Annotated in this window: 24 protein-coding genes and 1 tRNA gene; 13 read left to right on the forward strand and 12 right to left on the reverse strand. The window is 40.1% G+C overall.

Going from position 1 to position 23,965, the window contains the following annotated elements; all coding sequences use genetic code 11:
• Positions 1-124: 124 nt before the first annotated feature.
• The 5 genes from JMN12_RS02215 to JMN12_RS02235 all read left to right on the forward strand — a co-directional run bounded on the left by JMN12_RS02215 (position 125) and on the right by JMN12_RS02235 (position 6,281).
• Positions 125-1,063, forward strand: coding sequence for a transporter (locus JMN12_RS02215; RefSeq protein ID WP_203136671.1), 939 nt, complete (start codon positions 125-127; stop codon positions 1,061-1,063).
• Positions 1,050-2,168 (forward strand): GTP cyclohydrolase, encoded by a 1,119-nt coding sequence (locus JMN12_RS02220; RefSeq protein WP_203136673.1) that lies wholly within the window; start codon positions 1,050-1,052, stop codon positions 2,166-2,168. Before JMN12_RS02215 ends, JMN12_RS02220 begins: the two co-directional genes overlap by 14 nt.
• A gap of 20 nt (positions 2,169-2,188) precedes the next feature.
• Positions 2,189-4,528 (forward strand): glycoside hydrolase family 20 protein, encoded by a 2,340-nt coding sequence (locus tag JMN12_RS02225; protein WP_203136675.1) that lies wholly within the window; start codon positions 2,189-2,191, stop codon positions 4,526-4,528.
• 76 nt (positions 4,529-4,604) lie between these two features.
• A complete protein-coding gene (locus JMN12_RS02230; protein WP_088592914.1) occupies positions 4,605-5,990 on the forward strand; it encodes a dipeptidase in 1,386 nt (461 codons plus the stop codon).
• A gap of 217 nt (positions 5,991-6,207) precedes the next feature.
• Positions 6,208-6,281 (forward strand) — tRNA-Asn (locus JMN12_RS02235).
• Between the two features lie 134 nt (positions 6,282-6,415).
• Here the strand turns inward: JMN12_RS02235 and JMN12_RS02240 are convergent.
• The 3 genes from JMN12_RS02240 to brnQ form a co-directional block, all read right to left on the reverse strand.
• A complete protein-coding gene (locus JMN12_RS02240; RefSeq protein WP_203136677.1) occupies positions 6,416-7,000 on the reverse strand; it encodes a hypothetical protein in 585 nt (194 codons plus the stop codon).
• 69 nt (positions 7,001-7,069) lie between these two features.
• Positions 7,070-7,714, reverse strand: a complete 645-nt coding sequence (locus JMN12_RS02245; RefSeq protein WP_203136679.1) for a hypothetical protein — start codon at positions 7,712-7,714, stop codon at positions 7,070-7,072.
• 8 nt (positions 7,715-7,722) lie between these two features.
• On the reverse strand, positions 7,723-9,030 hold the full coding sequence (brnQ, locus tag JMN12_RS02250; protein WP_203136681.1) for a branched-chain amino acid transport system II carrier protein: 1,308 nt from the start codon (positions 9,028-9,030) through the stop codon (positions 7,723-7,725).
• A 95-nt stretch (positions 9,031-9,125) separates the two neighbouring features.
• On the opposite strand from brnQ, the gene JMN12_RS02255 reads away from it, so the two are divergent.
• The 8 genes from JMN12_RS02255 (at position 9,126) to JMN12_RS02290 (ending at position 15,419) form a co-directional block, all read left to right on the forward strand.
• Positions 9,126-9,848, forward strand: a complete 723-nt coding sequence (locus JMN12_RS02255; protein ID WP_203136683.1) for a metallophosphoesterase — start codon at positions 9,126-9,128, stop codon at positions 9,846-9,848.
• Positions 9,849-9,941: 93 nt separating this feature from the next.
• Positions 9,942-11,045 carry a WG repeat-containing protein gene (locus tag JMN12_RS02260; RefSeq protein WP_203080917.1) on the forward strand — a complete coding sequence of 368 codons (1,104 nt, stop codon included), beginning with the start codon at positions 9,942-9,944 and terminating at the stop codon, positions 11,043-11,045.
• A complete protein-coding gene (gene dut / locus JMN12_RS02265; RefSeq protein WP_203136685.1) occupies positions 11,045-11,482 on the forward strand; it encodes a dUTP diphosphatase in 438 nt (145 codons plus the stop codon). Before JMN12_RS02260 ends, dut begins: the two co-directional genes overlap by 1 nt.
• Before the next feature lie 28 nt (positions 11,483-11,510).
• Positions 11,511-11,690, forward strand: coding sequence for a hypothetical protein (locus JMN12_RS02270; RefSeq protein ID WP_238423788.1), 180 nt, complete (start codon positions 11,511-11,513; stop codon positions 11,688-11,690).
• 54 nt (positions 11,691-11,744) lie between these two features.
• Positions 11,745-12,521, forward strand: coding sequence for a DUF4292 domain-containing protein (locus JMN12_RS02275; RefSeq protein WP_198465660.1), 777 nt, complete (start codon positions 11,745-11,747; stop codon positions 12,519-12,521).
• A 44-nt stretch (positions 12,522-12,565) separates the two neighbouring features.
• Positions 12,566-13,852, forward strand: coding sequence for a murein hydrolase activator EnvC family protein (locus tag JMN12_RS02280; protein WP_203136690.1), 1,287 nt, complete (start codon positions 12,566-12,568; stop codon positions 13,850-13,852).
• Positions 13,853-14,027: 175 nt separating this feature from the next.
• Complete coding sequence (locus JMN12_RS02285; protein WP_238423789.1) at positions 14,028-14,795, forward strand: carboxypeptidase-like regulatory domain-containing protein; 768 nt, start codon at positions 14,028-14,030, stop codon at positions 14,793-14,795.
• 252 nt (positions 14,796-15,047) lie between these two features.
• The gene (locus JMN12_RS02290) at positions 15,048-15,419 is read left to right on the forward strand and encodes a hypothetical protein (RefSeq protein WP_203136694.1); all 372 of its coding nucleotides are present in this window, start codon (positions 15,048-15,050) and stop codon (positions 15,417-15,419) included.
• A 149-nt stretch (positions 15,420-15,568) separates the two neighbouring features.
• On the opposite strand, the gene JMN12_RS02295 is transcribed toward JMN12_RS02290, so the two are convergent.
• The 9 genes from JMN12_RS02295 to JMN12_RS02335 all read right to left on the reverse strand — a co-directional run bounded on the left by JMN12_RS02295 (position 15,569) and on the right by JMN12_RS02335 (position 23,848).
• Positions 15,569-16,552 carry a hypothetical protein gene (locus JMN12_RS02295; protein WP_203136696.1) on the reverse strand — a complete coding sequence of 328 codons (984 nt, stop codon included), beginning with the start codon at positions 16,550-16,552 and terminating at the stop codon, positions 15,569-15,571.
• Positions 16,553-16,580: 28 nt separating this feature from the next.
• Positions 16,581-17,228, reverse strand: coding sequence for a hypothetical protein (locus tag JMN12_RS02300; RefSeq protein WP_203136697.1), 648 nt, complete (start codon positions 17,226-17,228; stop codon positions 16,581-16,583).
• 228 nt (positions 17,229-17,456) lie between these two features.
• Positions 17,457-17,747 (reverse strand): type II toxin-antitoxin system RelE/ParE family toxin, encoded by a 291-nt coding sequence (locus JMN12_RS02305; RefSeq protein WP_096088588.1) that lies wholly within the window; start codon positions 17,745-17,747, stop codon positions 17,457-17,459.
• Positions 17,728-17,982 (reverse strand): hypothetical protein, encoded by a 255-nt coding sequence (locus JMN12_RS02310; RefSeq protein WP_203136699.1) that lies wholly within the window; start codon positions 17,980-17,982, stop codon positions 17,728-17,730. The genes JMN12_RS02305 and JMN12_RS02310 overlap by 20 nt, the downstream gene beginning before the upstream one ends.
• 73 nt (positions 17,983-18,055) lie before the next feature.
• Entirely contained in the window at positions 18,056-21,463 is a 3,408-nt protein-coding gene (ileS, locus tag JMN12_RS02315; RefSeq protein ID WP_203136709.1) for an isoleucine--tRNA ligase, read from the reverse strand.
• 85 nt (positions 21,464-21,548) lie between these two features.
• Positions 21,549-22,241: an outer membrane beta-barrel protein gene (locus tag JMN12_RS02320; RefSeq protein ID WP_203136711.1), complete on the reverse strand. Its 693-nt coding sequence runs from the start codon at positions 22,239-22,241 to the stop codon at positions 21,549-21,551.
• A 4-nt stretch (positions 22,242-22,245) separates the two neighbouring features.
• Entirely contained in the window at positions 22,246-22,872 is a 627-nt protein-coding gene (locus JMN12_RS02325) for a GNAT family N-acetyltransferase (RefSeq protein ID WP_203136713.1), read from the reverse strand.
• Positions 22,873-22,884: 12 nt separating this feature from the next.
• The gene (locus JMN12_RS02330; protein ID WP_203136715.1) at positions 22,885-23,463 is read right to left on the reverse strand and encodes a Crp/Fnr family transcriptional regulator; all 579 of its coding nucleotides are present in this window, start codon (positions 23,461-23,463) and stop codon (positions 22,885-22,887) included.
• 4 nt (positions 23,464-23,467) lie between these two features.
• Positions 23,468-23,848 (reverse strand): TraR/DksA family transcriptional regulator, encoded by a 381-nt coding sequence (locus JMN12_RS02335; protein WP_002678619.1) that lies wholly within the window; start codon positions 23,846-23,848, stop codon positions 23,468-23,470.
• Between the last annotated feature and the right edge of the window lie 117 nt (positions 23,849-23,965).

Below are 23,965 nucleotides of genomic sequence, written 5' to 3' on the forward strand. Positions count from 1 at the left end.
TCTCTAAGTAGAACAAACGTCTTTGAGCTAATACCTCTCTTCATAATTCGTAATTATTTCGTAATTCGTAACTCGTAATTCGTAATTATTTATTATCTTTGTCGCCTAAAATTTTCTATTTACAATGAAAAAACTCTCCTTACTCTTAATCGCACTGTTGCCAATGGCAGCCACCGCTCAATATACCGAGATTATCAACTCTAATCTTCCCGGTAATTCTCAAAGTGCCTATGCCGTAGGGGCTCGCGTATTGCAGTTCGAAGGAGGCTTGTGGTACGAACGCAGCAACCATAAAAAAACCGGCACTTCTATGAACTTTACAGGAGTGAATTATGCCGTGCGCTATGGCTTCTTTAAAGAACAATTAGAAGTAATGCTCAATGGTACCCTTGCCTACGACTATACTCTCGAGCATAACAGTTCTTCCTCTCATTTTGGCTTTGTAAACAACACTATTGGAGCAAAATACCAGTTGTTCAAACCCGATTTTTTAGACGAAAAACCTAATATATACAGCTGGAAAGCTAACAATTCTTTCCGTTGGCGCAACCTCACCCCCTCTATTGCCCTCTATGTGGGTATGAATTTCCTGCCTAACAAGCGTTATTATTATGAGGAAGTACCCCAACTATCACCCAAAGTAGCTGCTATTTTCCAAGCTGAGCCTATCCCTCGTGTGGTAATCGTAGCCAACCTCATCGCCGATAGATTCTTAAAAAAAGAAAGTACCGAGTATAGTTATATCCTCACCGTTACTCATAATTTAGACAACGGTTGGTTCAGTATTTTTGCCGAACAACAAGGAGTGTATAACAAGCAATACCGCGACCAGATCACCCGCCTTGGGGTAGCCTTTTTAGCCTCTGATAAATTGCAACTCAATGCCGATGTAGGCTTCGGCTGGAAAGACACACCTCAGCGTTATATGGGCTTGATAGGCGCTTCTTACCGCATCGACAATCACAATAGCTATATCAAAAAAGTACTCAAAGAAAAAGTAGAACCTACTAAAATAGACCATAAGAAAAAAGCTAAAAGAAACAGACGTAATGCTATCGATTAAAGAACTTTCCTCTAAAAAAGAACTTACCGAATTTGTAAAGTTCCCTCTATCACTATACCCTAACCATCCTTATTGGGTACCGCCTCTCATCAACGACGAAGTGGCATCTTTTGATAAAACCAAAAACCCTGTGTTTGAAAATGCCGAAGCCTTCTTCTACGGCGCTTACAACGAAAAAGGTAAAATGGTAGGACGTGTGGCTGCTATCGTAAACCAACACGACCTCAAACAAGGTGCAAAAAAAGTGCGTTTTGGCTGGCTCGATATGATTGACGATATCGAGGTTACCAAAGCTCTCCTCAACAAAGTAGCCGAGAAAGCTCGCGAATACCAGTTAGAATATATCGAAGGTCCTATGGGCTTTTCGAGTATGGACAAGGTGGGTTTGCTCACTGAGGGCTACGACCATATCTCCAATATGATGACGTGGTACCACTATCCGTACTACAAACAACATTTAGAGCAATTAGGTTTCACTAAAGAAAAAGGCTTTATCGATATGTCTTTCCTCATAAAGAATGCTAAACCCGAATTGTTCAAAAAAACAGCCGAAGCCATTAAAAAACGCTATGGAGTAAAATCTATTGACACCCCCACTACCCAAGAGGTGCTCAAGCACGTCGATGCAATGTTCGATCTCTACAATGAAACCTACTCTAAGTTAGCTTCTTACGTACCCGTGAGCAATCGCCAGCGCGATTATTTCAAACAGAAATATATTCCGTTTATCAATCCTGAGTACATCCGCTTTATTGAAGATAAAGATGGCAAACTGATATGTTTTGCTATTGTAATGCCTTCTTTTTCCAAAGCCTTACAGAAAGCTAAAGGCAAACTCTTCCCTTGGGGTTGGTGGCACTTATTGCAAGCCAAAAAACACCACGATACCGTTGAGTTCTACCTCATTGGGGTTGCTCCCGAATACCAAAGTAAAGGTATCCCAGCACTCTTGTTTGATTATTACTACGATGTTTTCACTCGCAACAAGGTTACTCACTGTGTTATCACCCCCGAACTCGAAGAGAATATCGCGATCCAGCAACTCTGGAAAAGTTTTGACCCCATTATATTTGCACGCCGAGCAACTTTTAAAAAAGAAGTTTAACCCCCTAACAACTAATACCGATGAAGAAACTTTTATTTCTTACCGCCCTCTTAACCATTGCTTGCCAATCCCTTAAACAAGAAACAGTGAAGTTTACCGAGAGTGATATTTGTATCATTCCTAAACCCCAATCAATGACCCTAAATAAGGGTAGTTTCCGATTTACTAAAGAAACTGTTTTTGTAACCGCTCCTGAACTATATCCTGTGACCAACTTGTTTGTTGAACAATACGAAAAGGCAACAGGCTTCAGAATGTTCTTTAGAAAGGCAGCTATACAAACGAGCTATATACTGCTTTCTCTTGATAAATCTCTGCCAAAAGAAGGCTATACCCTTGTAGTAGAACCTGATAAGATTTCTATCACCGCAGCCGACTATAACGGGGCGCTCTATGCGCTCGAAACCCTACGTCAGCTACTACCCAAAGAGTTTGAAAGCTCCACCCCCGTACAAACCGATTGGGTCATACCTGCAGTTACTATCACTGATGCTCCCCAGTACCCTTGGCGCGGACTGATGTTGGACGTTTCTCGTCATTTCTTCTCTAAAGAATATATACTGAAAACCCTCGACCGTATGGCGATGCTCAAGCTCAACACTTTTCATTTCCATTTGGTAGACAATGAGGGGTGGCGCATCGAAATAAAAAAATACCCTAAACTCACCGAAGTAGGTGCTTGGCGCGTAGATCAAGAGGATAAACTATGGGATGAGCGCACCACTAACCCTGCCAACGCCTTTGTCAATCCTGCTTCTGCTCCTAAAAAATACGGCGGTTTCTACACCCAAGAGGATATCAAAGAGATTGTAGCATACGCCGCTGCTCGTGGTATTACGGTAATCCCCGAAATAGAAATGCCTGCCCACGTGATGAGTGCCATAGCCGCTTACCCCGAACTCTCTTGCCACAAACGCCCCATAGGAGTGCCCTCAGGTGCCGTATGGCCTATCACCGACATCTATTGCGCAGGACAAGAAGAGACTTTCACTTTCTTGGAAGATGTGCTTACCGAAGTAATGGCTCTCTTCCCTAGCAAATACATTCACGTAGGTGGTGATGAGGCTACTCACACCGAGTGGGAAAAATGCCCTAAATGTCAGGCTCGTATGAAAGAACATCACTTAAAAGATGTGCACCAATTGCAAAGCTATTTCATCAAACGTATAGACGACTTTTTAGTTTCTAAAGGACGTACTTTAGTCGGTTGGGATGAGATAATGGACGGTGGTTTGGCTAACGATGCAGTGGTGATGAACTGGCGCGGCATTGATATAGGTAAAAAAGCCCTCGAACAAGGCAACCCTGTAGTGCTCACCAGTGATTGTTATATCAACAAATATCAAGGTCTTCCCGAGTATGAACCCCTAGCTAATGGCGGTTATTTAACACTGAAAAAACTCTACCACTACAATCTTGAAAAAGAAAACCTCACCTCCCTCTCCTTGGGAGGGGGCAAGGGGGAGGAGAAAAAAGTTTTAGGCTCCCAAGCCAACTTATGGGCTGAATACATAGCTACCCCCGAACATTCGGAATATATGCTCTTCCCTCGCTTGTTAGCTTTTTCCGAAATCTGTTGGACACCCGATAACTTGAAAAATTGGAACAATTTTATAAATCGTACCCAAACCTTTATGGAGCGTTTAGATGTGATGAAAATAAAATATGCACGCTCTATATACCAAGTATTGCCTACCGTAGAAAACCAAAATGGCAAGATTTTCCTAAAATTAGAGTGTGAAGTCCCTAACGCCGATATTCGCTATGCTTTAGGCGATACCCCCATAGAAAAAGCCGAAAAATACACCCAACCTATTCCTTTCAATGAAAGTACTACCTTCAAAGCTACTGTTTTTAGTGGAAAGGCGACTAACACCATTACCACTGGCGAGGTAATATTCCACAAAGCGATAGGTAAGAAAATGAGTTATAGCCCAGTCTATCACAAAAAATATCAAGGACAAGGCGAGACAACCCTCACCAATGTGGTTCGTGGTACCCAAAACTTCCAAGATGGGCAATGGCTCGGTTGGTTAGGCGACGATGTAACCCTCACCCTCGATTTAGAGCAAGCCAGCGAGGTAAGTGAAGTGCGTATAGGCGCAATGGATTCTCAATCCTCAGGTATTTATTTCCCTATAAAATTTGCAATCTCACTTTCAACCGATGGCAAAAACTACCGTGAAGTAGCGACCCACAACGAGCCTTGTATAGTGAGAGGAAAACCCTCTTTAAAAGATTTCGCACTGAAGTTCAATTCTCAAGAAGCACGCTATATCAAAATTACCCTCAAAAATGTCAAAACCCCTCCTAAAGGCGGTGATGCGTGGCTTTTTATAGATGAAATTTTGGTATTTTAGAAAAATAATGTACCTTTGTTGCGTTTTAAAACGAGAAATTGTTAATTATTAATTGTAAATTGTTAATCGATACATAATGGATTCAGTAAAAAATTATATCAACGAAAACAAAGACCGCTTTATTGCGGAACTGATAGAACTGCTTAAAATGCCTTCTATTAGTGCTGATGCTGCCTATTCTCAGGATGTGCTCAACACCGCCGATGCCGTAAAAAACGCCTTAGAAAAGGCTGGTTGCGACAAGGTAGAAATATGTGAAACCCCTGGCTACCCTATCGTCTATGGCGAAAAAACTATCGACCCTGCCCTACCTACCGTATTGGTATATGGGCACTACGATGTACAACCCGCCGACCCTATCGAGCTTTGGGAATCCGATCCCTTTGAGCCTGTGATTAAAAAAACCGATATTCACCCCGATGGCGCTATCTTCGCTCGTGGGGCTTGCGACGACAAGGGGCAAATGTTTATGCACGTGAAAGCCCTTGAATATATGGTGAAAAACAACGTATTGCCTTGCAATGTGAAGTTTATGATCGAGGGTGAAGAAGAAGTAGGTTCCGAAAGTTTGAGCTGGTTTGTAAAACGCAACCACGAAAAACTCAAAAACGATATCATCCTCATTTCCGATACCAGTATGCTGGCTAATGATACTCCTTCTATCACTACGGGCTTACGCGGACTCAGCTATGTGGAAGTAGAAGTTACCAGTGCCAACCGCGATTTGCACTCTGGTTTATACGGTGGTGCAGTAGCGAACCCTATCAACGTGCTTACTAAGATGATTGCTTCTTTGCACGACGAGAACAACCGCGTGACCATCCCGCATTTCTACGACAAAGTAGAAGAACTCTCACAAGCCGAACGCGATGAAATGGCTAAAGCACCTTTCTCACTCGAAGCCTACAAAAAAGCCTTAGATATCGATGAAGTATATGGCGAAAAAGGCTATACTACTACCGAGCGCGCCTCTATCCGTCCTACCCTTGATGTAAATGGTATCTGGGGCGGCTATACAGGGCAAGGAGCTAAAACCGTGATCCCAAGTAAGGCTTATGCCAAAATATCAATGCGCTTGGTGCCTAACCAAGACAACCGCGAAATCACTGAACTCTTCACCAAACACTTTGAGAGTATCGCTCCTGCAGGAGTACGTGTGAAAGTAACCCCTCATCACGGCGGACAAGGTTATGTAACCCCTACCGATACGCCTGCTTACCAAGCAGCGGTAAAAGCCTGCAAAGAAAGTTTTGGCAAAGAGCCTATCCCAGTGCGTTCAGGTGGTAGTATCCCTATTGTAGCCCTTTTTGAAGAAGAGTTGGGCAGCAAATCAATTCTCTTAGGCTTTGGTTTAGATAGCGATGCCATCCACTCGCCTAACGAGCACTACGGTATTTTCAACTTCCTAAAAGGTATTGAAACCATTCCGTGGTTCTATTACTATTTTGTAAATAACAAGTAATACCAAAATAAAAGGGGGCTGTATAGACTTTGTTAAAGTCTATACAGCCCCCTTTCTCATTATCTAACGGCACGAACCACACTTATCAATAACCATTGATAATAAACATCTTAACTACAAACACAAAAAATATTTTAAAAAAATCTCCCTAAAAATTTGCAGGTTTCAAAAATAGTCGTACCTTTGCACCGCAATTAAGAAAAAACAAGTAGAATATTCCTCCTTAGCTCAGTTGGTTAGAGCATCTGACTGTTAATCAGAGGGTCACTGGTTCAAGTCCAGTAGGGGGAGCAAGAAAAAAGCAATACTAAAAAGTATTGCTTTTTTTGTATTCTTTCTTTACTTTAATATCAGTTCAATATAACTTTGTGATTTCTTATTCTCTCTTCCTTAGTGTAGATTTTACTTTGTAGAGGAATTGTTCCCTATATTTTAGGAGATAATACCACCTCTCCTGTCTCTCCGTCTATTTTATAAACATCGTATTCATATTCAGAAGTCGTGGGTATAGCTATTTGATAACATCTGTGATTGTTAAAAAATCCCCTACTCATATTGATATGAATAGCAGCTAACAAGTCAATTCCATATTCTTTTTTCATCTTTTTTATCAAATCATTCAATGAAAAAGAAAATCCCTCATCAGCATCTATTTTCTTTTGCAATTTCCCGTTGCTATCAAAATATTCCCAAATACCTACTTCCATTCTATGAAATTTCTCACCTCTTGATACTTGTCTCTTTTGTTTTGCATCATAAGTACACAGATAAGTATATGGATTTGTCGCACTACTTAGCTCTACTTCAATAATTTTATCTCCCTTAGTGATTTTTACCTTGTTATTCCCCTTTTTTAAAAATTTAGTGTTAGGAATAGAAGAAAAAGAAGTATCCACTTCCCAATCCTTAAAAACCTTTTCATCAAAGCGTTTCATACTGCGCAAATCAAACTCTTGAGCCTTACAGCCCAAACTAAGTAGCAATAATGTATATAGATAGAATGTTTTCATCTTGCATATATTTTTTAGATTGCCAAAACTATTAGATAAATTTTATCGTGGAAAGAGAGGTTTAGAAGCTTATTTTTCCTTATCTTCTAATCGATATATATCATTAAAATCCTTTTCTGAAGATAACATTTTATCAAAAAGAATTTCACCATTGTCAGCACTTATGGTAATATATTTGGCTTTTGTGTTTCTTGTATTGGGAAAAGGAATTCTTATGATATAAATAGCTTTTTCTTCATTATATCTATGAATAGTTATTTTCAAAGATTTATCTAACAAATCTAAATTCAACTTCTGTTTGCAAATTGTTATAAGCTCCTCAATAGATACTTTATAAGGAGCATCCCAATTTTCTTCTTTGATAAGTTTCCCTTTTTCATCACAAGTGTGCGTTTTCCCTATAGACATCCCATAGAAAAGAGTAGTTCCTTTTTTTAGGACACCTGTTTTTATATAATACTGAAATACTTGTTCATAAGGGGTATTGGTGTCGGATATCCTTACTTGTTTAAAATTTTCATCCATAATTATTTGAGCCCTCTTATCGCCTTTCTTCAAATAAGTAGTGGCAGGATTGCAATTCAATATAGAAGTATCCACTTCCCAATCCTTAAAAACCTTTTCATCAAAGCGTTTCATACTGCGCAAATCAAACTCTTGAGCCTTACAACCCAAACTAAGTAGCAATACTATGTATAGATAGAATGTTTTCATCTTACCTCTTATCTCTTACCTCTTCCTTGTAGCACCGCTGCTCCTAAAAATGCCAATAGTGATGGCAACAACCACCCTAACGAATAGCTATCTAACGGAAGATACGCCTTGAGTGCATACACCTGCTCTAATGATGATACTCCCCAAGTTTTACAACTGTCAATAAACGATAACACTGCAGTAACAGCAATGCTCACGAGGTAGGGCGTACGCGATTTTACAGTATTGCCAAAGAGCAACACATCCAAAATGATTGTGAATACAATAGGATATAAAAACAGTAATATATAAGCCGCATATTGTATAATGCTATCTACTTTGTTGATAGAAAGCACTATAGAAACAAGTGTGCAGAGTATTACCCCTGCTTTGTACGGCAAGTGACCTTTGGTGAGCTCCTCAAAAAAACTCCCTACCGACGAAGTGAGCGCTATAGCCGTTGTGAGACAAGCCAAGCCCATCGCCAGAGCAACGGCCATCGCCCCCCAGCGCCCTAATACCGAGTGAGAAATATACAATAGCAAGTCGGTGCGTGAAACTTCATTATCAGTAAGATAGCCCGAAGTCGCTCCCAAATAGATAAGTCCGCCGTAGATAAGCAGTAAGCATATCGTGGAGATACTGCCCGAGAGCAATGTGATATGAGACCGCTTTTCGGGTGAACGATAGCCTTTTTCACCCACTGCCGAAATGATAATCCCCGCAAAAATCACCGAGGCAAGTACATCCATCGTTTGGTAACCTTCAGTAAAGCCAAAAACAAAACTATCTTTAGCAACAAAATCCGATGGAAGTGTGTGGTGCAAGGGGAATAGAATGCCCAAAGCTATGAGCAACACCAACACTATCAGCAAAAAAGGCGTCAGAAACTTCCCAATAATATCCACAATTTTCGATTTAGAGATAGAAAGCACTAAAACCACCCCAAAAAATACAGCTAAAAATGCAATTTTAGGAAAATCGGGTAACAAAGGGGCTATCCCTACCTCAAAAGTAGTAGAACCCGTACGCGGAATGGCAATCAGCGGACCTATACACAATATCACAAACAGCGTAAGCCATTTGATGAGTTTTGGGTGAATGCGATTGCCTAAATGAGTGAAGTTTGTACCTGCTTTGGCTACCATCAGCACGCCTAAAAATGGGGCGATAATAGCCGTGATAAAAAAGCCTAAAAGTGCCCACAGCCACTCATTGCCTACCTCTAATCCTATAAAAGGGGGTAATATCAAGTTGCCCGCTCCAAAGAACATCGCAAAAAGCGCAAAACCTACCGTCGTAACGGTACTCCATTTGTGTTTGTTACCTAATTCCATCGCTTATATAGTTTTTAGTCTGCAAATAAAAACATTTTATCCCTAAAATCCAAATATTTTTGCTACTTTTGCCTCATCAATACCCTTTTATTACAATGAGAACTCTTGTTATTGGCGATATTCACGGCGCTCCTCGTGCCCTTATTCAAGTTTTGCAACGCGCTGATATTCAGCACGACGACTTCCTTATCTTCCTCGGCGATTACGCCGATGGCTGGAGCGGAACCCCTGAACTATTGGATTTTCTCATCGGCTATCGCCAAACACACCGCTGCCTCTTTTTGCGCGGTAACCACGATGCCTTATGCTACGATTTCCTCTTAGGGAAACCTATGGATACCCTTTGGCGCTTACACGGCGGCAAAGCTACCGAAAAAGCCTACCGCAATATCTCTCACGAACGCCGCAACGCTCACCTCAACTTCTTAACCGAGCTTGAAAATCACTACTTAGACAGCAAAAATCGCCTCTTCCTCCACGCCGGATTTACCAACCTGCGTGGCATCGCCCACGAACATTTTGAACAAATGTTCTATTGGGATAGAACCCTCTGGGAAGTCGCCCAAAGTTGCAACCTCTCCCCTACCGACCCGCATTTCCCTAACCGACTAAAACTCTATACCGAAATATACATCGGGCATACCCCCACCACCCGATTAGGCACCGATAAACCGCTTTCTTTCAACGGAGTAACCAATGTTGATACGGGTGCTGCCTTCAAAGGGCGCATCACTATTATGGATATCGACACCCGCGACTATTGGCAAAGCGACCCCGTACACACCCTCTACCCCGATGAACAAGGTCGCAATATGTAACATTTTCCACCACCAATTTACTAATTTGCTAATTTGCTAATTGACAAATTATTCGTACCTTTGCCCCCAATAATAAAGAAAAAACGAAAACGAATGGAAATACCGCAAGAATTGTGGCGAAAAAACTATGAAGAATCTCAAATCCTAACCAGTAACAACCTCGCTGCTGCTAAACGCAACGGCAAATGGGGGTTCGTAAACCAAAATGGCAAAGAAATATGCCCGTTTAAATACGATGGTACCTTCCCTTTTATCAACGGAACAGCTGCCGTGAAAATAGGCAATCTTTGGGGCGTGCTCAACACTGCTGGCAAAGAAATTGTTCCTGTGTACTACGACCAAGTTTTTACTTTTTCTGAAGGGCTTATCAAAGTGAAGAAAAACGGAAAATTTGGCTTCGTAAATACCAAAGGTGAACTCACAATCCCCGTGATTTACGACGATGCCGACCGATTTTCGGAACGTATGGCTGCCGTAAAAATCAATGGTAAAGCTGGCTTTATCAACACCAAAGGCAAAGAAGTCATCCCTTTTACTTACGACGAAGCCGATTCCTTTAGCGAAGGCCTCGCCCCTGTGAAGAAAAACAACCTTTGGGGATTTATCAATAAGAAAAATGAACTCGTAATCCCTTATAAATACGAAGGAACTGAGGGCTTTTTCGATGGTGTAGCCAAAGTAATTCACAACAATTATTGGGGTATTATCAACCAAAACGACGAGGTGATTATCCCTTTTGAATACGACGAAATTATCGGGTTTAACAACGGATTTACTCCCGTACTGAAAAATGATAAATGGGGCTTTGTAAATAAACGAGGTGAACTTATTTGCGAACTAAAATACGACGAAGCTGCCGAATTTGACGATAATGGCGAGTTTGCTGCCGTGATGATTGCTGAGAAATGGGGCTTTATCAATGCCAAAGGCGAAGAAATCGTACCTCTGCAATACGATGAAGTCAGCGAATTTTGCAACGAAATGGCTGCCGTATGTAAAGACGAGCTTTGGGGCTTTGTAAATGCAAAAGGAGAAGAAGTATTCTCTCCTCAGTTCGACGATGTCGAAAGTTTTCAAGAAAAAGGAATGACTCTCGGCTTTATAGGTGAAGAACCTTTTATACTCTTTGAAAACGGTAAAAAAGCACCTCTTTCGCAATTTGCCGAGTTCGTAAACGATATAACAACTAAAAAATAATGATTGTAAAAATTAAAAACTTATCTAATAACGAGCTTCCTTCCTATCAAACCGAAGGAGCTGCAGGGGTAGACCTCCGCGCCAATCTCCCCGATAGCAATATCACCCTGCAACCCTTAGAACGCACCCTTGTGCCTACTGGCTTATTCTTGGAAATCCCCGAAGGCTATGAAGCTCAAGTGCGCCCTCGTAGCGGAATGGCTATCAAGCACGGCATCACTGTGATCAACAGCCCTGGCACCATTGATTGCGACTACCGCGGCGAAGTGAAAGTGCCTATCGTAAACCTCTCTAACGAACCCTTTACCATTACCCACGGCGACCGCATCGCCCAAATGGTATTTGCTGCATACGCAAAAGCCTCTTTCCAAACAGTTACCGAACTTTCCGATACCGAAAGAGGAACCGGAGGCTTTGGAAGCACAGGAGGAAATTAGCAATTTAGCAGCGTTGGAAATTAACAAATTGAAATATGAGTTACAAACTATCATTTGCGGAACGGGCAAAGTTAGCTATGGAGATACTATCCAAGCAGCCACCCGTTACCTTAGAAGAAGCAAGAGCTCAAGCTCGCCGAGTGAGGGAGCGAAGCACTTCAAAAATGAAGAAACAACGCGCCTTATCAAATGGATAGTACTTTGCTAAAGTTTTGCCCGTACGACTCGCTCTTTTAGCAAATCGACAAATTCAGAAAATATTATGAAAAAAATCATCTTAATCCTTACAACTATCTTATTGGTGAGTTGTAAAACCAAACAAAATTTGGTAACTCCTGCAGGAAAAGTTAGCGTTGATAAACAATCCAAAGAAATTATCAACCACCACCTAAAATCATTCCCCTCTTTCAATACCTTGAGCGGGAGTTTGCAGGTAACCTATAACGACGGTAAAAACGAGCAAAGCCTGCCTCTTTCTTTCCGTATGGAAAAAGATAAAACAATATGGATTTCTGCTCCTTTAGGCGTTGCCAAAGCACTCATCACCCCCGAAAAAGCTGAATATTACAACCGTTTAGACAGCTCGTACTTCAGCGGTGACTTTAGCTATATCAGTAAGTTATTAGGGGTAGAGGTAGGCTTTACCGAATTGCAAAATCTTCTGTTAGGCAATGCGCTTTACAGTCTCAGCTTTAAAGGCGAAGGCACTATCAAGCTCCTCAATGAGGACAACAATATGTATAACATCGAAGTCACTGGCGAATCACCCATAGAAGCGATTTACCGTTTTTTGCCCGATAACTACCGCGTAGGTGTTACCGAAGTGAATCATTTAGGTGGCAAACAAAAAGCCACTGCTACTTACACTTATCAACAAGTAGACAAACTCCTCTTGCCTCACACTATCAAAATAGTTGCCAGCGAAGGCGATAGCAACACCCAAATTTCTTTAGAATTCAAAGGATTGGATTTAGATAAAAATCTCTCATTCCCCTTTAAAATCCCTTCAGGAATGAAAGAAATAACCATTAAAAATTGATACTTTGTCAAAGTCTGTAACAGTCTTGTGAATTACATCACATTATGAATATACTAAAAACAACACTCTTTTTGCTTTGCTTCCCGCTACTGCTCACAGCACAAACCAAGCAAAAAGAATTAGAACAACGCAAAAAGGCACTGCTTGAACAAATCAAGGAGATGTCGGCATTGCGCCAGCAACAAAGTCAGCAACACAAAACCACCGTACAACAAATAGAAGTCGCTAACGAGAAGATATTAGCGCGCACCCGCCTGATACAAATCAATCAGCAGCAGGCAAATCTGCTTTCTAAAGAAATCGCCGATAACGAGGAGCAAATGCGCACCCTCAAAAAAGAATTAGAATACCACAAAAGCGAATACGCCAAAATTATCAAACAGTCGTACAAAAGTAAATCTGCTCAAAACCGATTGCTCTTCTTACTCTCATCCGAAAGTTTTTCTCAAGCCTACAAGCGTTTGGCTTATATGAAACAGTACGTGAACTACCGCAAAGAACAAGTTACCCTCATCCAAACAAAAACCAATAAGATTAAAAGCCTCAACGATACCCTCATAGCTCAACGGAATACCAAAAACCAAGTGCTTGAAGAACAACGCCAAGAACAAGCTACCTTGCAGACTGAGAAAAAGGAATTAGAAACCCTCGCGGCTAATATCCGTACAGTAGAACGCAGTTACGAAGCTCAAATACGCGAAAAACAAAAACAAGCCAACGCCATCGACCGCGAAATACAACGCCTCATCCGCTTGGCGATTATCGAGGCTAACAAACGTGAAAAAGAGCGTTTGGCAGCCCTCAACCGAGGCAAGGACAATGCCCCTAAAACACAAGGAGGAATGACCACCTCTACCCCTCCATCAGCTTCTGATGCCGAGGTAACTTTTGTCCTCACCCCCGAGTCGCGCCGTGTCGCCGATAGCTTTGAAGCCAACAAAGGCAACTTGATATGGCCTGTAGTGAAAGGGTATAAATCACAAGGTTTTGGCGTGTACTACGACCCCGTATACCCTGAATTGCAACACTATAACAATGGGGTAACCATTGCCACCGAAAAAGGCGCTGAAGCCCGTTGTGTGTTTGAAGGTGAAGTATCGGCGATACAGTCTATCCCTGGCAGCAACAAAGTAGTGCAAGTGCGTCACGGGAATTATATTACTATTTATTACAACCTTACCGATGTATATGTGAAGAAAGGAGATAAGGTAAAAGCCAAAGAAGTGTTAGGCAAAATCTTCACCGATAGCAATGGCAAAACCGAAATGAAGTTCTTTTTATACAAAAATACCACACGACTCAACCCCGAATTTTGGATACATAAAATGTAAGGTAGAAGAATTTCTTATATTAAACGTGTTTAAACACAAAGTTCCTAATTTTCGGGAACTTTTACTTTATTATAGGAAAAATTTAAATAGCTTCATTATAAAAACAATCAATATGAATAAATCATTTTTATTATTCTTTTGTATGTCTTTTTTCATTTCTTATAGCCAAAAAATATTGAAAAGTACTATAAAAGATGAAAAAGGCACACCCATCGAATATGTAAACATCGGCATTGTAGGTACTCATAAAGGTATAATTAGTGATGAGCATGGTATTTTTTCTTTAGAAAAATTACAACCAAACCCTACTGATAGCATTTACTTTTCACATATTAGTTATGAAAGAAGGGCTATCTGTGTAAAAGACTTTCAGAATGACAAACCTATTATTCTTACAGAAAAAGAAATAATACTTGCACCTATAGATGTTTCAGCAAAAACAAAGCAACTAAAAACTTTAAAAGGGAAAGGAGTTCGCTTTGTAGGGGCTATCCTATATTATACGCCTGAAGATATGAAAACGCAAGAGGAATTTCCTGAAACTATTGGTGATTTTGTGAATCTTAAAACCAATTGGGTAGCTACTGAATTTCATATTACTTGTATCAAAAATAACACTGAAAAAGCGGTCTTTCGCCTAAACTTTTTTCAGATGAACAATCAAGAAATGAGTCCTCTTACTGAAAAACCTATCTATATCACTATTCCTAAAACAGAAAGTAAAATAGATGTAGTAGAGAAATTCAGAGTTCCTATCCCCAAAGGAAAAATATGGATAGAATTACAACCTATAGACATACAAGGAGAGGAAAAAGCTCGCATTGTTTTCCCTGCTTCACGTTCTTTAGGCTATGCACGCTACGACACTACTTTTGAAAAAATTCCTTTGGGTGCAGGACTTTCTTTTGCCATAAAGGGATATGAATACAAAGTTGTAGAGTAAACAAAAAGAACCCAACAAGTAGAAGAAACTTGACAGTTTTAAAGGTTTCAAGAATTGAATGTTCAATAACTTCAAGAAATTGAAGGAAGTATTTTACCAATAGTAGCTGTAGGGTTAGCAGTTCTTTATATAGGAGGAACACTATGTGCTCTTGCTGATGGCAAGAAACTTAACGGAATGCCTTAACTTGTAATACCACTCCTATCAGTTCCTTTTAATTAAGTAGCTTGATAGGAGTTTTTATATTAAGAAATGATAGAGAAAGATTACATAAAACGACAAATAGATTTATTCTTTCAGGAACTAACAGCTCTTTTGAGTAAAAAACCTGCAAAGGAAATAAAATTAAAAGAGCTTAATTACTTATCAGAAAAATATACAAATCATACACTTACTTACTTTATAGACACTCCTATTGAAAATATTATCTCTACCTATAAAGAAGAAGATGATACTTTAGAAATCATATCAGAATTACTTCTTCAAATAGAAAATAATAAAAAGGTTTTGAGTAAAAATATACAACTTATAGAACATATCAATAAAGTAAGTACTTGCTTTTCATTTCAACGGAGTTCTAATTTACAAAAAATAAAAGCTACATTAGAAAAAGAAATTTTATAAAATACTAAACAATGAAACACCCTATTTACCTTACTATCCTCTTGCTCCTGTAATGTGAAAAGATATACTTAATTCACGATAGAAGCATACAAACCTTTTTGCCCTCAGAACTCAATGCCATAGAAGAATTTCTCATCAGTTAATAAGTTTTACTTAAAGTACTCTATTTTTCGCTCTACGTAAAGCATAGGTACGCCTTGTTCGTATGTAATCATTCTCACCCAATTACCTTGCTTGTCATCCGTATATTTGTACTCACAAAGATAATCGGTAGAAAAAGTTAAATGATAGGTGAGACGCCTATCTGAACCGAATTTGTTTAAAAATCCATTATTTTCACTCTCATTTATCAAAAGATATTCCTCTTTCAGCTGGTTGTTCTGGTCATAAGTATATTTAGAGTGCCATATAAAGTCGTCTATTTTCTGCGAAATGGCTTTAATAAGCTCTCCTTCTGCTCCATATTCATAAAGTCCTCGCCATATAAGTCGGTCGAATTGGTAAACTTCCTTATTTACAAGTCTTTTATTGTTATAAATGTATATTTCTTTAAACAAAGGGAGATCTTCAGTTCTTTTAAAATTCCTTTGAATAAGCTCTCCATCAACATTATAAGTATAAGTGTAGATAGTTTCATCTTTTGTTTTTAGGTCAAGTACTTCCTTCTCTAATTGCCCTTTGGTGTTATAGACAAGCGTATCCTTTGTTTCTAAAACCTCATCTACAAACGTCGATTTATCAATAAGGCGATGCTTTTTGTCGTAAGTATATACTATTTTTTTAGGAAATATATCATCATAGCGCCATTTTTCAGTTATAAAACCATTTTTATCAAAGGTAATAGCCGAAGGGATAATGTTTACTAAAAACTGTATGAAGAAAGCTTTTACCCCCATTCGTTCCATTTCGCTGTACTGTTTAATTTTTTTAACAGGGTAAATGCCTTGAGAGAGAGTAGACCCTTTGGCAAAATCATTGCCTTTTTCCTCAGCAAAATAAATAGAAGTTTTCACTGATTTCACCTTGCCTTTCAGTCCCATTGCTGCCCAATTAGTACTAATAACTTCGCCTTGAGCATAAGTATACACACTCACAATTAACAGTAAAACACAGAAAAAAGATTTTATTTTCATCGCATTAGGTTTTAAAATTTAGAAGGTACTACCTAAAAACACTATAAGTAGCCAAAATAATACTAAGTCTTTCGGTATAAGTATCAGGATATTGTTTTATAATATCATCAGCATAGGGGTCAAGATATTTCTTGCCCAAATCTTCTTCTAACCAATAGATTTTCTTCTTTTTTAACCACGTTTCTTTGCTAATTTGGCAGAGCTCAGCAAAATTAGGCGCTTTCTGCAAATCGCGAAACCCTTGTACAACTCTCATATAACGAGTAGCTAATATTTTAGCGGTATTAATACCTTTTGTTGCAATCTCACTGGGGTTGTGCATCTCATTGATTACGGCTTCTTTTAAACAAACGGCACTGGGCAATAGATTGGTAAGTCTATTGATGTATTTGTCATAAAACCCTGAACCTAACTTAAAGTTTTCATCTAAAGGAATCCCAAAAGCTAAGGAGGTACGTTCCCAAACATCATCGTTATCACGTGGAGGAGATACAATAAGAAAACCATCTTGGCTATGTTGTTTGTACTGACCAACGTAAACATACATATAAACCAAGTGTTCGCTATCCAATTCCTTTACCCACGAACGAAGGTTATTGTAATTCATCGGTACAGCCAAAAAACCTTGCTCTTTTAAAAAACTGCTTAGGTTCTTAATATCATTAGCAAAACTCATAGAAATATTTCTTATTTGGTTATTTTACAAAAGGGGTTTAGGTACTACTGAAGAAAAATATAAAGAAGGTAATGAAAAAGTTTTGTTTTGTGTGGGCGTTTGCCAAACGCCTCTACATTGTAGTTAAAAGTAAGTCTATTTCTTTCATTACTTCATTATGGGGTATCAAAAGCCCATTATCTGCTTGTGTTATACCCTCATCTAACGCTCTGTTTCTTGTTTTTTTAATTACAAAGGTTTTTGATAGCTACTGCGGAAAAATTTAATAATCACTACATTTTCTTCCTCTACAATATCATAGTATAATGAAAACTTTCCTTTGAGAAAATGTCTTTGATAAAGCCTAATACTTTCTATAAATCTCGCTAAAAAATAAGGATTTTCGGCTATAGCCAACTCTACTTGTTTTAACTCTCTTATGATTTTATTAGAATAATCATCACTATAGTTATGTTTACTCCAAAAATCAAGAGTATTTTCTAAGTGCTTAATAGCTTCCTCAGTCCATCTTATTTCCATATTTGGCAGTTAATCTTTTGTGTAGTTCAGCACTACTAATAGTTTTACCCTCTTTAGCTTGTTGATGAGAGATTTCTATACTTTTCAATTCTTCTTCTGAAAAATGTACTTCTTCTTCAGTCTCTGAATACAATGTAGCGAGATGCATTAAATCATTATATTCACTAATAGGCAATACCACTGATAATGGTACCCCTTGATAATCTGTTAAAAACTGATGTTGTGATGTGTTCATTTTGCTTCTTGTTTTTAGATAATCAACTTTGCCAAAGGTGCGGCTCGCACCTTTGGCAAAGTGTATCATTAACTTATAATTTTGCAACTACTATTCTTGTTGTTACTTCGTCGAAGGCTATTTCTTCTCCCTCTGGCAGACTCTCTACAAAAGTGATACTGTCGGTAAGGGTTTCGTTCTTGATGTAAGCCTCATTCGCAGTAACTGCTTCTTGTAGGGCAGGCTGCGCTTGAAGGTGTATTTGTATGCGGTCGGTGATGTCGTAATCATTGTCCTTACGGATATTCTGAATGCGGTTCACCAACTCACGAGCGATACCTTCTTGGCGCAGTTCGGGGGTGATGTGAATATCTAAAGCTACCAACAGACTGCCAGCGGTGGCTACCAACCAGCCTTCTATATCTTGGGTGCTGATTTCTACATCGTCCAAACTCAAAGTAACTGTTTTGTCGGGCAGTTGCAAGCTGTACGTTTGTGCTTTTTCAAACTGTGCTATTTCCGCTTGTCCAAATTCTTGCACGGCTGTGGCAATGGCTTTCATATCCTTGCCAAACTTAGGTCCTAAGGTCTTGAAGTTCGGTTTGATTTGTTTTACCAATATACCTGAGGCATCTTCCAAGAGTTCTATTTCCTTCACATTCACCTCGTGCTTGATAAGGTTTGCTACCGCTTCTATTTCAGCGCGTTCTGTGTCGTTAGCTATTGGTATCATTATCTTTTGCAATGGCTGACGCACCTTGATGCTTTCTTTCTTGCGCAACGATAGCACTAAGGAAGAGATAGTCTGCGCTTTCTGCATCTTGCTTTCCAACGATTTATCGATATAGCTTTCATTAGCTACGGGGAAATCGGTGAGGTGTACACTCTCTTTGTTTTCTTTACCGGTAACACTCACCAAATCTTTGTACAATCTATCGGCATAGAAAGGTGCTACAGGCGCCATCAGTTTAGCGATGGTTATGAGGCAGGTGTAAAGGGTTTGGTAAGCAGCTATTTTATCGGTTTCGTATTCTCCTTTCCAGAAACGGCGACGTGATAAGCGCACATACCAGTTACTGAGGTTTTCTTGTACAAAGTCAGAGATAGCACGCGTAGCACGGGTAGGCTCATAATCGGCATAGAGGGCATCTACTTCTTTGATGAGGGTATTGAGTTCCGAAAGTATCCAGCGGTCTATTTCAGGGCGTTCAGCCAGTGGTATATCAGCTTCGAAGTATGTAAAGCTGTCGGTATTGGCATAGAGCGCAAAGAATGAATAAGTGTTGTAGAGCGTACCGAAGAACTTACGGCGCACCTCAGCTACCCCTTCCAAGTCGAATTTGAGGTTATCCCAAGGGTTTGCGTTAGAAATCATATACCAGCGAGTGGCATCGGCGCCATACTCGGCTATGGTAGTGAATGGATCTACCGCATTGCCCAAGCGTTTGGACATCTTTTGTCCGTTCTTATCGAGCACCAAACCGTTAGACACTACGTTTTTGTATGCCACACTGTCAAAAACCGAAGTAGCAATGGCGTGAAGTGTATAGAACCAACCGCGTGTTTGGTCTACCCCTTCAGCAATAAAGTCGGCTGGATAGGCAGTGTGGTTTTCTATATAGTCCTTGTTTTCAAAAGGATAGTGCCATTGTGCATACGGCATAGACCCAGAGTCGAACCACACGTCGATAAGGTCGGTTTCGCGGTGCATTGGCTTGCCTGATGGCGATACGAGCACTATGTTATCTACGATATTTTTGTGTAAATCTACCTTGTCGTAATTGCTTTCGGAGTTATCGCCCACTACAAAATCTTTATAAGGGTCGGCTGTCATCACTCCTGCCGCGATGGCTTTTTGTATTTCGGCTTTTAGTTCTTCTACCGAACCGATGCAGATTTCCTCTTGTTTATCGTCAGTACGCCAAATAGGTAGCGGGATACCCCAATAGCGCGAACGCGAAAGGTTCCAGTCGTTAGCATTTTTGAGCCAGTTGCCAAAGCGCCCTTCACCGGTAGCCTTAGGTTTCCAGTTGATGGTTTCATTGAGCTCGAACATACGGTCTTTGAAGTCAGTAACCTTTATAAACCACGAGTCGAGCGGGTAGTACAATACAGGTTTATCAGTACGCCAGCAGTGTGGATAGCTGTGTACGTATTTTTCTACTTTGAAAGCTTTGTTTTCTTCTTTGAGGAGAATTGCCAAGCTCACATCCCACGATTTTTCAGGTGCTTCTCCTGCATCGTAATACTCATTTTTAATGTATTTACCTGCAAAAGCCTCAGGAATATTGTGTCCTTCAATAAATTTCCCTTGCAAATCTACTAACGGAATAAAGTTGCCATACGCGTCTTTTACGAGCATTGGAGGCACTCCATATTCTTTAGCTACACGGGCGTCATCAGCACCAAAAGTAGGGGCGATATGCACGATACCGGTACCGTCATCGGTAGTAACAAAGTCGCCTGCAATCACGCGGAATGCTTGGTCGGCATTCTCGGCAGGAGCACACCAAGTAATAAGCTGCTCGTAAGTAGTACCCACGAGGTCTGCACCTTTGCATTCTCCTATAATTTGATAAGGGATAGTTTTGCTTTCGGGTGTGTAAGCCACCAAAGCAGCTGCATCGCCCTCTACAAACTTTTTGCCGAATTGTTTTGCCAAAAGCGGTTTGCCGATGATGATAGTAATCGGCTCAAAAGTATATTGATTGAATGTTTTTACGAGTACATAGTCAATCTCTTTGCCCACGGCAAGTGCAGTGTTAGAAGGCAATGTCCAAGGGGTGGTTGTCCAAGCGAGTATATGAATAGGTGCTGTAGGGTTACCCAATGCTTTACTTGCCACTACTGATAGTGCTTTCACTTTAAACTGTGCCACAACCGTAGTATCGCTTACATCGCGGTAGCACCCTGGTTGGTTCAATTCGTGTGATGACAAGCCTGTTCCTGCCTTAGGTGAATAAGGCTGGATGGTGTAGCCTTTGTATAGCAACTGCTTGTTATAGAGTTGTTTCAAGAGCCACCACACGCTTTCCATATACTTAGGTTTATAGGTGATGTAAGGGTCTTCCATATCCACCCAGTAGCCTATTTTCTCGGTAAGGTCGTTCCAGATGTCGGTATAGCGCATCACAGCTTCCTTACAAGCCTTGTTATAGTCCTCTACGCTTATTTTTTTGCCTATATCTTCTTTGGTAATGCCGAGTTCTTTCTCTACCCCCAATTCTACGGGCAAGCCGTGGGTATCCCAACCTGCTTTGCGTTTTACTTGAAATCCTTTCTGAGTTTTATAACGGCAGAAAATATCCTTAATAGAGCGCGCCATCACGTGGTGAATACCAGGCACTCCATTAGCAGATGGTGGTCCTTCAAAAAACACGAACGGAATAGCGCCCTCACGTGAGGCGATACTCTGCTCAAAGATGTTAGTGGCTTTCCAAAAAGCCAATATTTCTTCTGCTATCTTAGTAAGGTCTAAGTGTTTGTACTCGTTGAATTTCATATAAAACAATAATTAATGATGAATGGTGAATGGTTAATATTGGCGCAAAAGTAGAAAAAAAGTTTCAAAGTACCAAGTTGCTGTTCTAATCAAGATAATTGGGTGCTTTATAACGGTAATAACTATTTAGTTTATACGCTATATTTAGAGCCAATCCTAAATAATGACTCTTCCCTGAGGTAAAATCTAAAAAAGGCATATTGTTATGAGGGGCTAATGGAGTGAAGCTTGTGGAATAGCGTACACTGAAACATAATAACATATGAGGAGTTTCACTTACATAACCGATACCAATGTGGTAATCAAGCATAGTTCTATAAAAATCGCTCGTTACATTATTTCTATTTGTTTTCCTTACGTCAAAATATTCTGCTTGCAAAAGCAGTTTTGGTCCTAATCCTGCCTCAATATAATAACCATTTTTGATCTCACATTGCAATAATAAAGGCATTTCTAAGTAATGAAAGCGATAAAAAGGACGGTCGTCTACATATTTAGTACCGTCTTCATTAAGAGGAGGGCGAAGGGCTATGAGTTCTTTTTTATAAGTAAGTTCTGCTTGTAGCGTTATAAATTTATTAAGAGGCATCGTGTAGTAGGCTCCTACCCTCAATATGCCTCTTTTCGCCCCATAATTCCAACCTTGTTTATTGATATTAAAGTCTGATGGTAAACTCAGAGAAAGCATAGGTAAATTAGCAGTTACACCTACCGCTATTTGTCCAAAACTCAAAGCGGTAACACACAACAAAAATATGGTAGTTAAAATTGTTTTCATTTTTTCACTTTTCACTCTTTACTTCCGCCAGCATCGTCCAAACATCTACGCCTCCTATTTTGGTTTGGTGAATTTGCTCAAAACCGTGTTTTTGGTAGAAAGATACATTTGTTTCGGTATTAGTAACCAAGCTGAGTTGGCTACCTCCTTCACGCGCTACCAAAGGCAAAACGGCTTCGTCTAAAAACTTACCTCCTATGTGTTTACCTTGCCAAGCGGGACTCACTACAAAACTCTCTAAATACCATCTGTTTTCAGAAGTTTGTTTTTTGGCGTGCTCGCTGCTCTTGTCTAAGAAAGGTAAAAAGTATTGAGTGGGTTTGGCATAACGCCAAAGCGCGAAAGCACCTGAGCGTAGGTAATCCCAAAGGGTAATACGAGTGTAGCGCAACGATTGCATCACGGCGACGGCTATAATTTCGTCGTTTTCTTCGGCTATCAAGCAATACCCCTTACGGATATTACTCATCACTTGTACATAATGCAATTTGTTCAGATAGTCTATATACTTGTTATCGGTAGTAAAAAAAGAGTTGAGCACTTCGCGATACATATTGTAGTTAGCAAAAGCATCGGTGAGCACAGTGGCTACTTTGCGAGCGTCGGCGGGAGAGGCAAGACGGTAAGTCATAGGATTTAGGGGTTAGGGAACAGGGGTTAGGAGGTTTGCTCTGATAACGCTGAGGGTTTGCTGGGTAATGCCTAACAATGAGGCAATATGCCCTAAGGGAGCGCGGAGGAGTATTTTGGGGTAGTTGTTTAACAGCCATTGGTAACGCTCTTGGGCGGTTTGGAACTTTACGAGGTACAGCCGCTCGGTGAGTGATTTGATAGCTGAGACCAAGAGCAGGCGCATCAGGCGTTCCAATTCCTGATGTTCATTTACAACGAGTTCTACTTCCGAAAAGTTGGCTACCCACACTACACTGTCCTCTAAGGCTTCTAAACACAAAGGAGAAGATTGATTGAAATAGATGCTTTCCACTGGAAAATAAAACATCTTTTCGAGAAAAAAATTATGGGTAATATCTTTCTTTTTCTTGTAGTAAAAACAGCGCAACAAGCCTTCTTCCACATAGAACAACTCTTTTGAAGTAGTGCCCGCTTTGAGCAAAATGTTATACTTCTTTACCTCCCTGCGCTCGAATAGGTGAGCCGTTAGGGAGGTAAGGGTTGTGATGGGAATTTGAGTTTCTTGGTGTAGATACTCGGTGAGTGTCATCAGGCTATTGCATATTTTTAGCCTCGATGCTAAGGGTAGCGTGAGGCACTGCCATCAACCTGCGTTTATCGATGAGTTTACCTGTTACGCGGCAGATGCCATAAGTTTTGTTCTCAATGCGAATCAGCGCATTTTTAAGATCGCGAATAAACTTCTCTTGACGGATAGCCAAGGCAGTATTTTCTTCTTTGCTGGTTACCTTAGAACCCTCTTCAAAAGCTTTGAAAGTAGGGGCAGTGTCGTCGGTACCATTAGTAGCACTATTCATATAGGAGCTTTTGATAAGTTCCAAATCAGCTTGAGCTTTTTTGATTTTTTCTTCTATAAGTGCCTTAAATTCTTCCAATTCCTTATCGGAATAACGTACTCTGATATTTTCTTCCATAACGTAATAGGGTTTAGAGGTTTAGAAGTTAGTATATTACCTTCCAATTCCTAAATTTGGGGCGTAAAAATACAATTATTTTTTAAAGTAGCAAAATTTTAAAAGATTTTTTTTGTT

It is taken from the genome of Capnocytophaga genosp. AHN8471, from assembly GCF_016806945.1.
Lineage (GTDB): Bacteria > Bacteroidota > Bacteroidia > Flavobacteriales > Flavobacteriaceae > Capnocytophaga > Capnocytophaga periodontitidis.

Coding starts and splice junctions, on each gene's coding strand:
- JMN12_RS02215 (WP_203136671.1), top strand. CDS start 125: ATGAAAAAACTCTCCTTACTCTTAATCGCACTGTTGCCAATGGCAGCC.
- JMN12_RS02220 (WP_203136673.1), top strand. CDS start 1,050: ATGCTATCGATTAAAGAACTTTCCTCTAAAAAAGAACTTACCGAATTT.
- JMN12_RS02225 (WP_203136675.1), top strand. CDS start 2,189: ATGAAGAAACTTTTATTTCTTACCGCCCTCTTAACCATTGCTTGCCAA.
- JMN12_RS02230 (WP_088592914.1), top strand. CDS start 4,605: ATGGATTCAGTAAAAAATTATATCAACGAAAACAAAGACCGCTTTATT.
- JMN12_RS02240 (WP_203136677.1), bottom strand. CDS start 7,000: ATGAAAACATTCTATCTATATACATTATTGCTACTTAGTTTGGGCTGT.
- JMN12_RS02245 (WP_203136679.1), bottom strand. CDS start 7,714: ATGAAAACATTCTATCTATACATAGTATTGCTACTTAGTTTGGGTTGT.
- brnQ (WP_203136681.1), bottom strand. CDS start 9,030: ATGGAATTAGGTAACAAACACAAATGGAGTACCGTTACGACGGTAGGT.
- JMN12_RS02255 (WP_203136683.1), top strand. CDS start 9,126: ATGAGAACTCTTGTTATTGGCGATATTCACGGCGCTCCTCGTGCCCTT.
- JMN12_RS02260 (WP_203080917.1), top strand. CDS start 9,942: ATGGAAATACCGCAAGAATTGTGGCGAAAAAACTATGAAGAATCTCAA.
- dut (WP_203136685.1), top strand. CDS start 11,045: ATGATTGTAAAAATTAAAAACTTATCTAATAACGAGCTTCCTTCCTAT.
- JMN12_RS02275 (WP_198465660.1), top strand. CDS start 11,745: ATGAAAAAAATCATCTTAATCCTTACAACTATCTTATTGGTGAGTTGT.
- JMN12_RS02280 (WP_203136690.1), top strand. CDS start 12,566: ATGAATATACTAAAAACAACACTCTTTTTGCTTTGCTTCCCGCTACTG.
- JMN12_RS02290 (WP_203136694.1), top strand. CDS start 15,048: ATGATAGAGAAAGATTACATAAAACGACAAATAGATTTATTCTTTCAG.
- JMN12_RS02295 (WP_203136696.1), bottom strand. CDS start 16,552: ATGAAAATAAAATCTTTTTTCTGTGTTTTACTGTTAATTGTGAGTGTG.
- JMN12_RS02300 (WP_203136697.1), bottom strand. CDS start 17,228: ATGAGTTTTGCTAATGATATTAAGAACCTAAGCAGTTTTTTAAAAGAG.
- JMN12_RS02305 (WP_096088588.1), bottom strand. CDS start 17,747: ATGGAAATAAGATGGACTGAGGAAGCTATTAAGCACTTAGAAAATACT.
- JMN12_RS02310 (WP_203136699.1), bottom strand. CDS start 17,982: ATGAACACATCACAACATCAGTTTTTAACAGATTATCAAGGGGTACCA.
- ileS (WP_203136709.1), bottom strand. CDS start 21,463: ATGAAATTCAACGAGTACAAACACTTAGACCTTACTAAGATAGCAGAA.
- JMN12_RS02320 (WP_203136711.1), bottom strand. CDS start 22,241: ATGAAAACAATTTTAACTACCATATTTTTGTTGTGTGTTACCGCTTTG.
- JMN12_RS02325 (WP_203136713.1), bottom strand. CDS start 22,872: ATGACTTACCGTCTTGCCTCTCCCGCCGACGCTCGCAAAGTAGCCACT.
- JMN12_RS02330 (WP_203136715.1), bottom strand. CDS start 23,463: ATGACACTCACCGAGTATCTACACCAAGAAACTCAAATTCCCATCACA.
- JMN12_RS02335 (WP_002678619.1), bottom strand. CDS start 23,848: ATGGAAGAAAATATCAGAGTACGTTATTCCGATAAGGAATTGGAAGAA.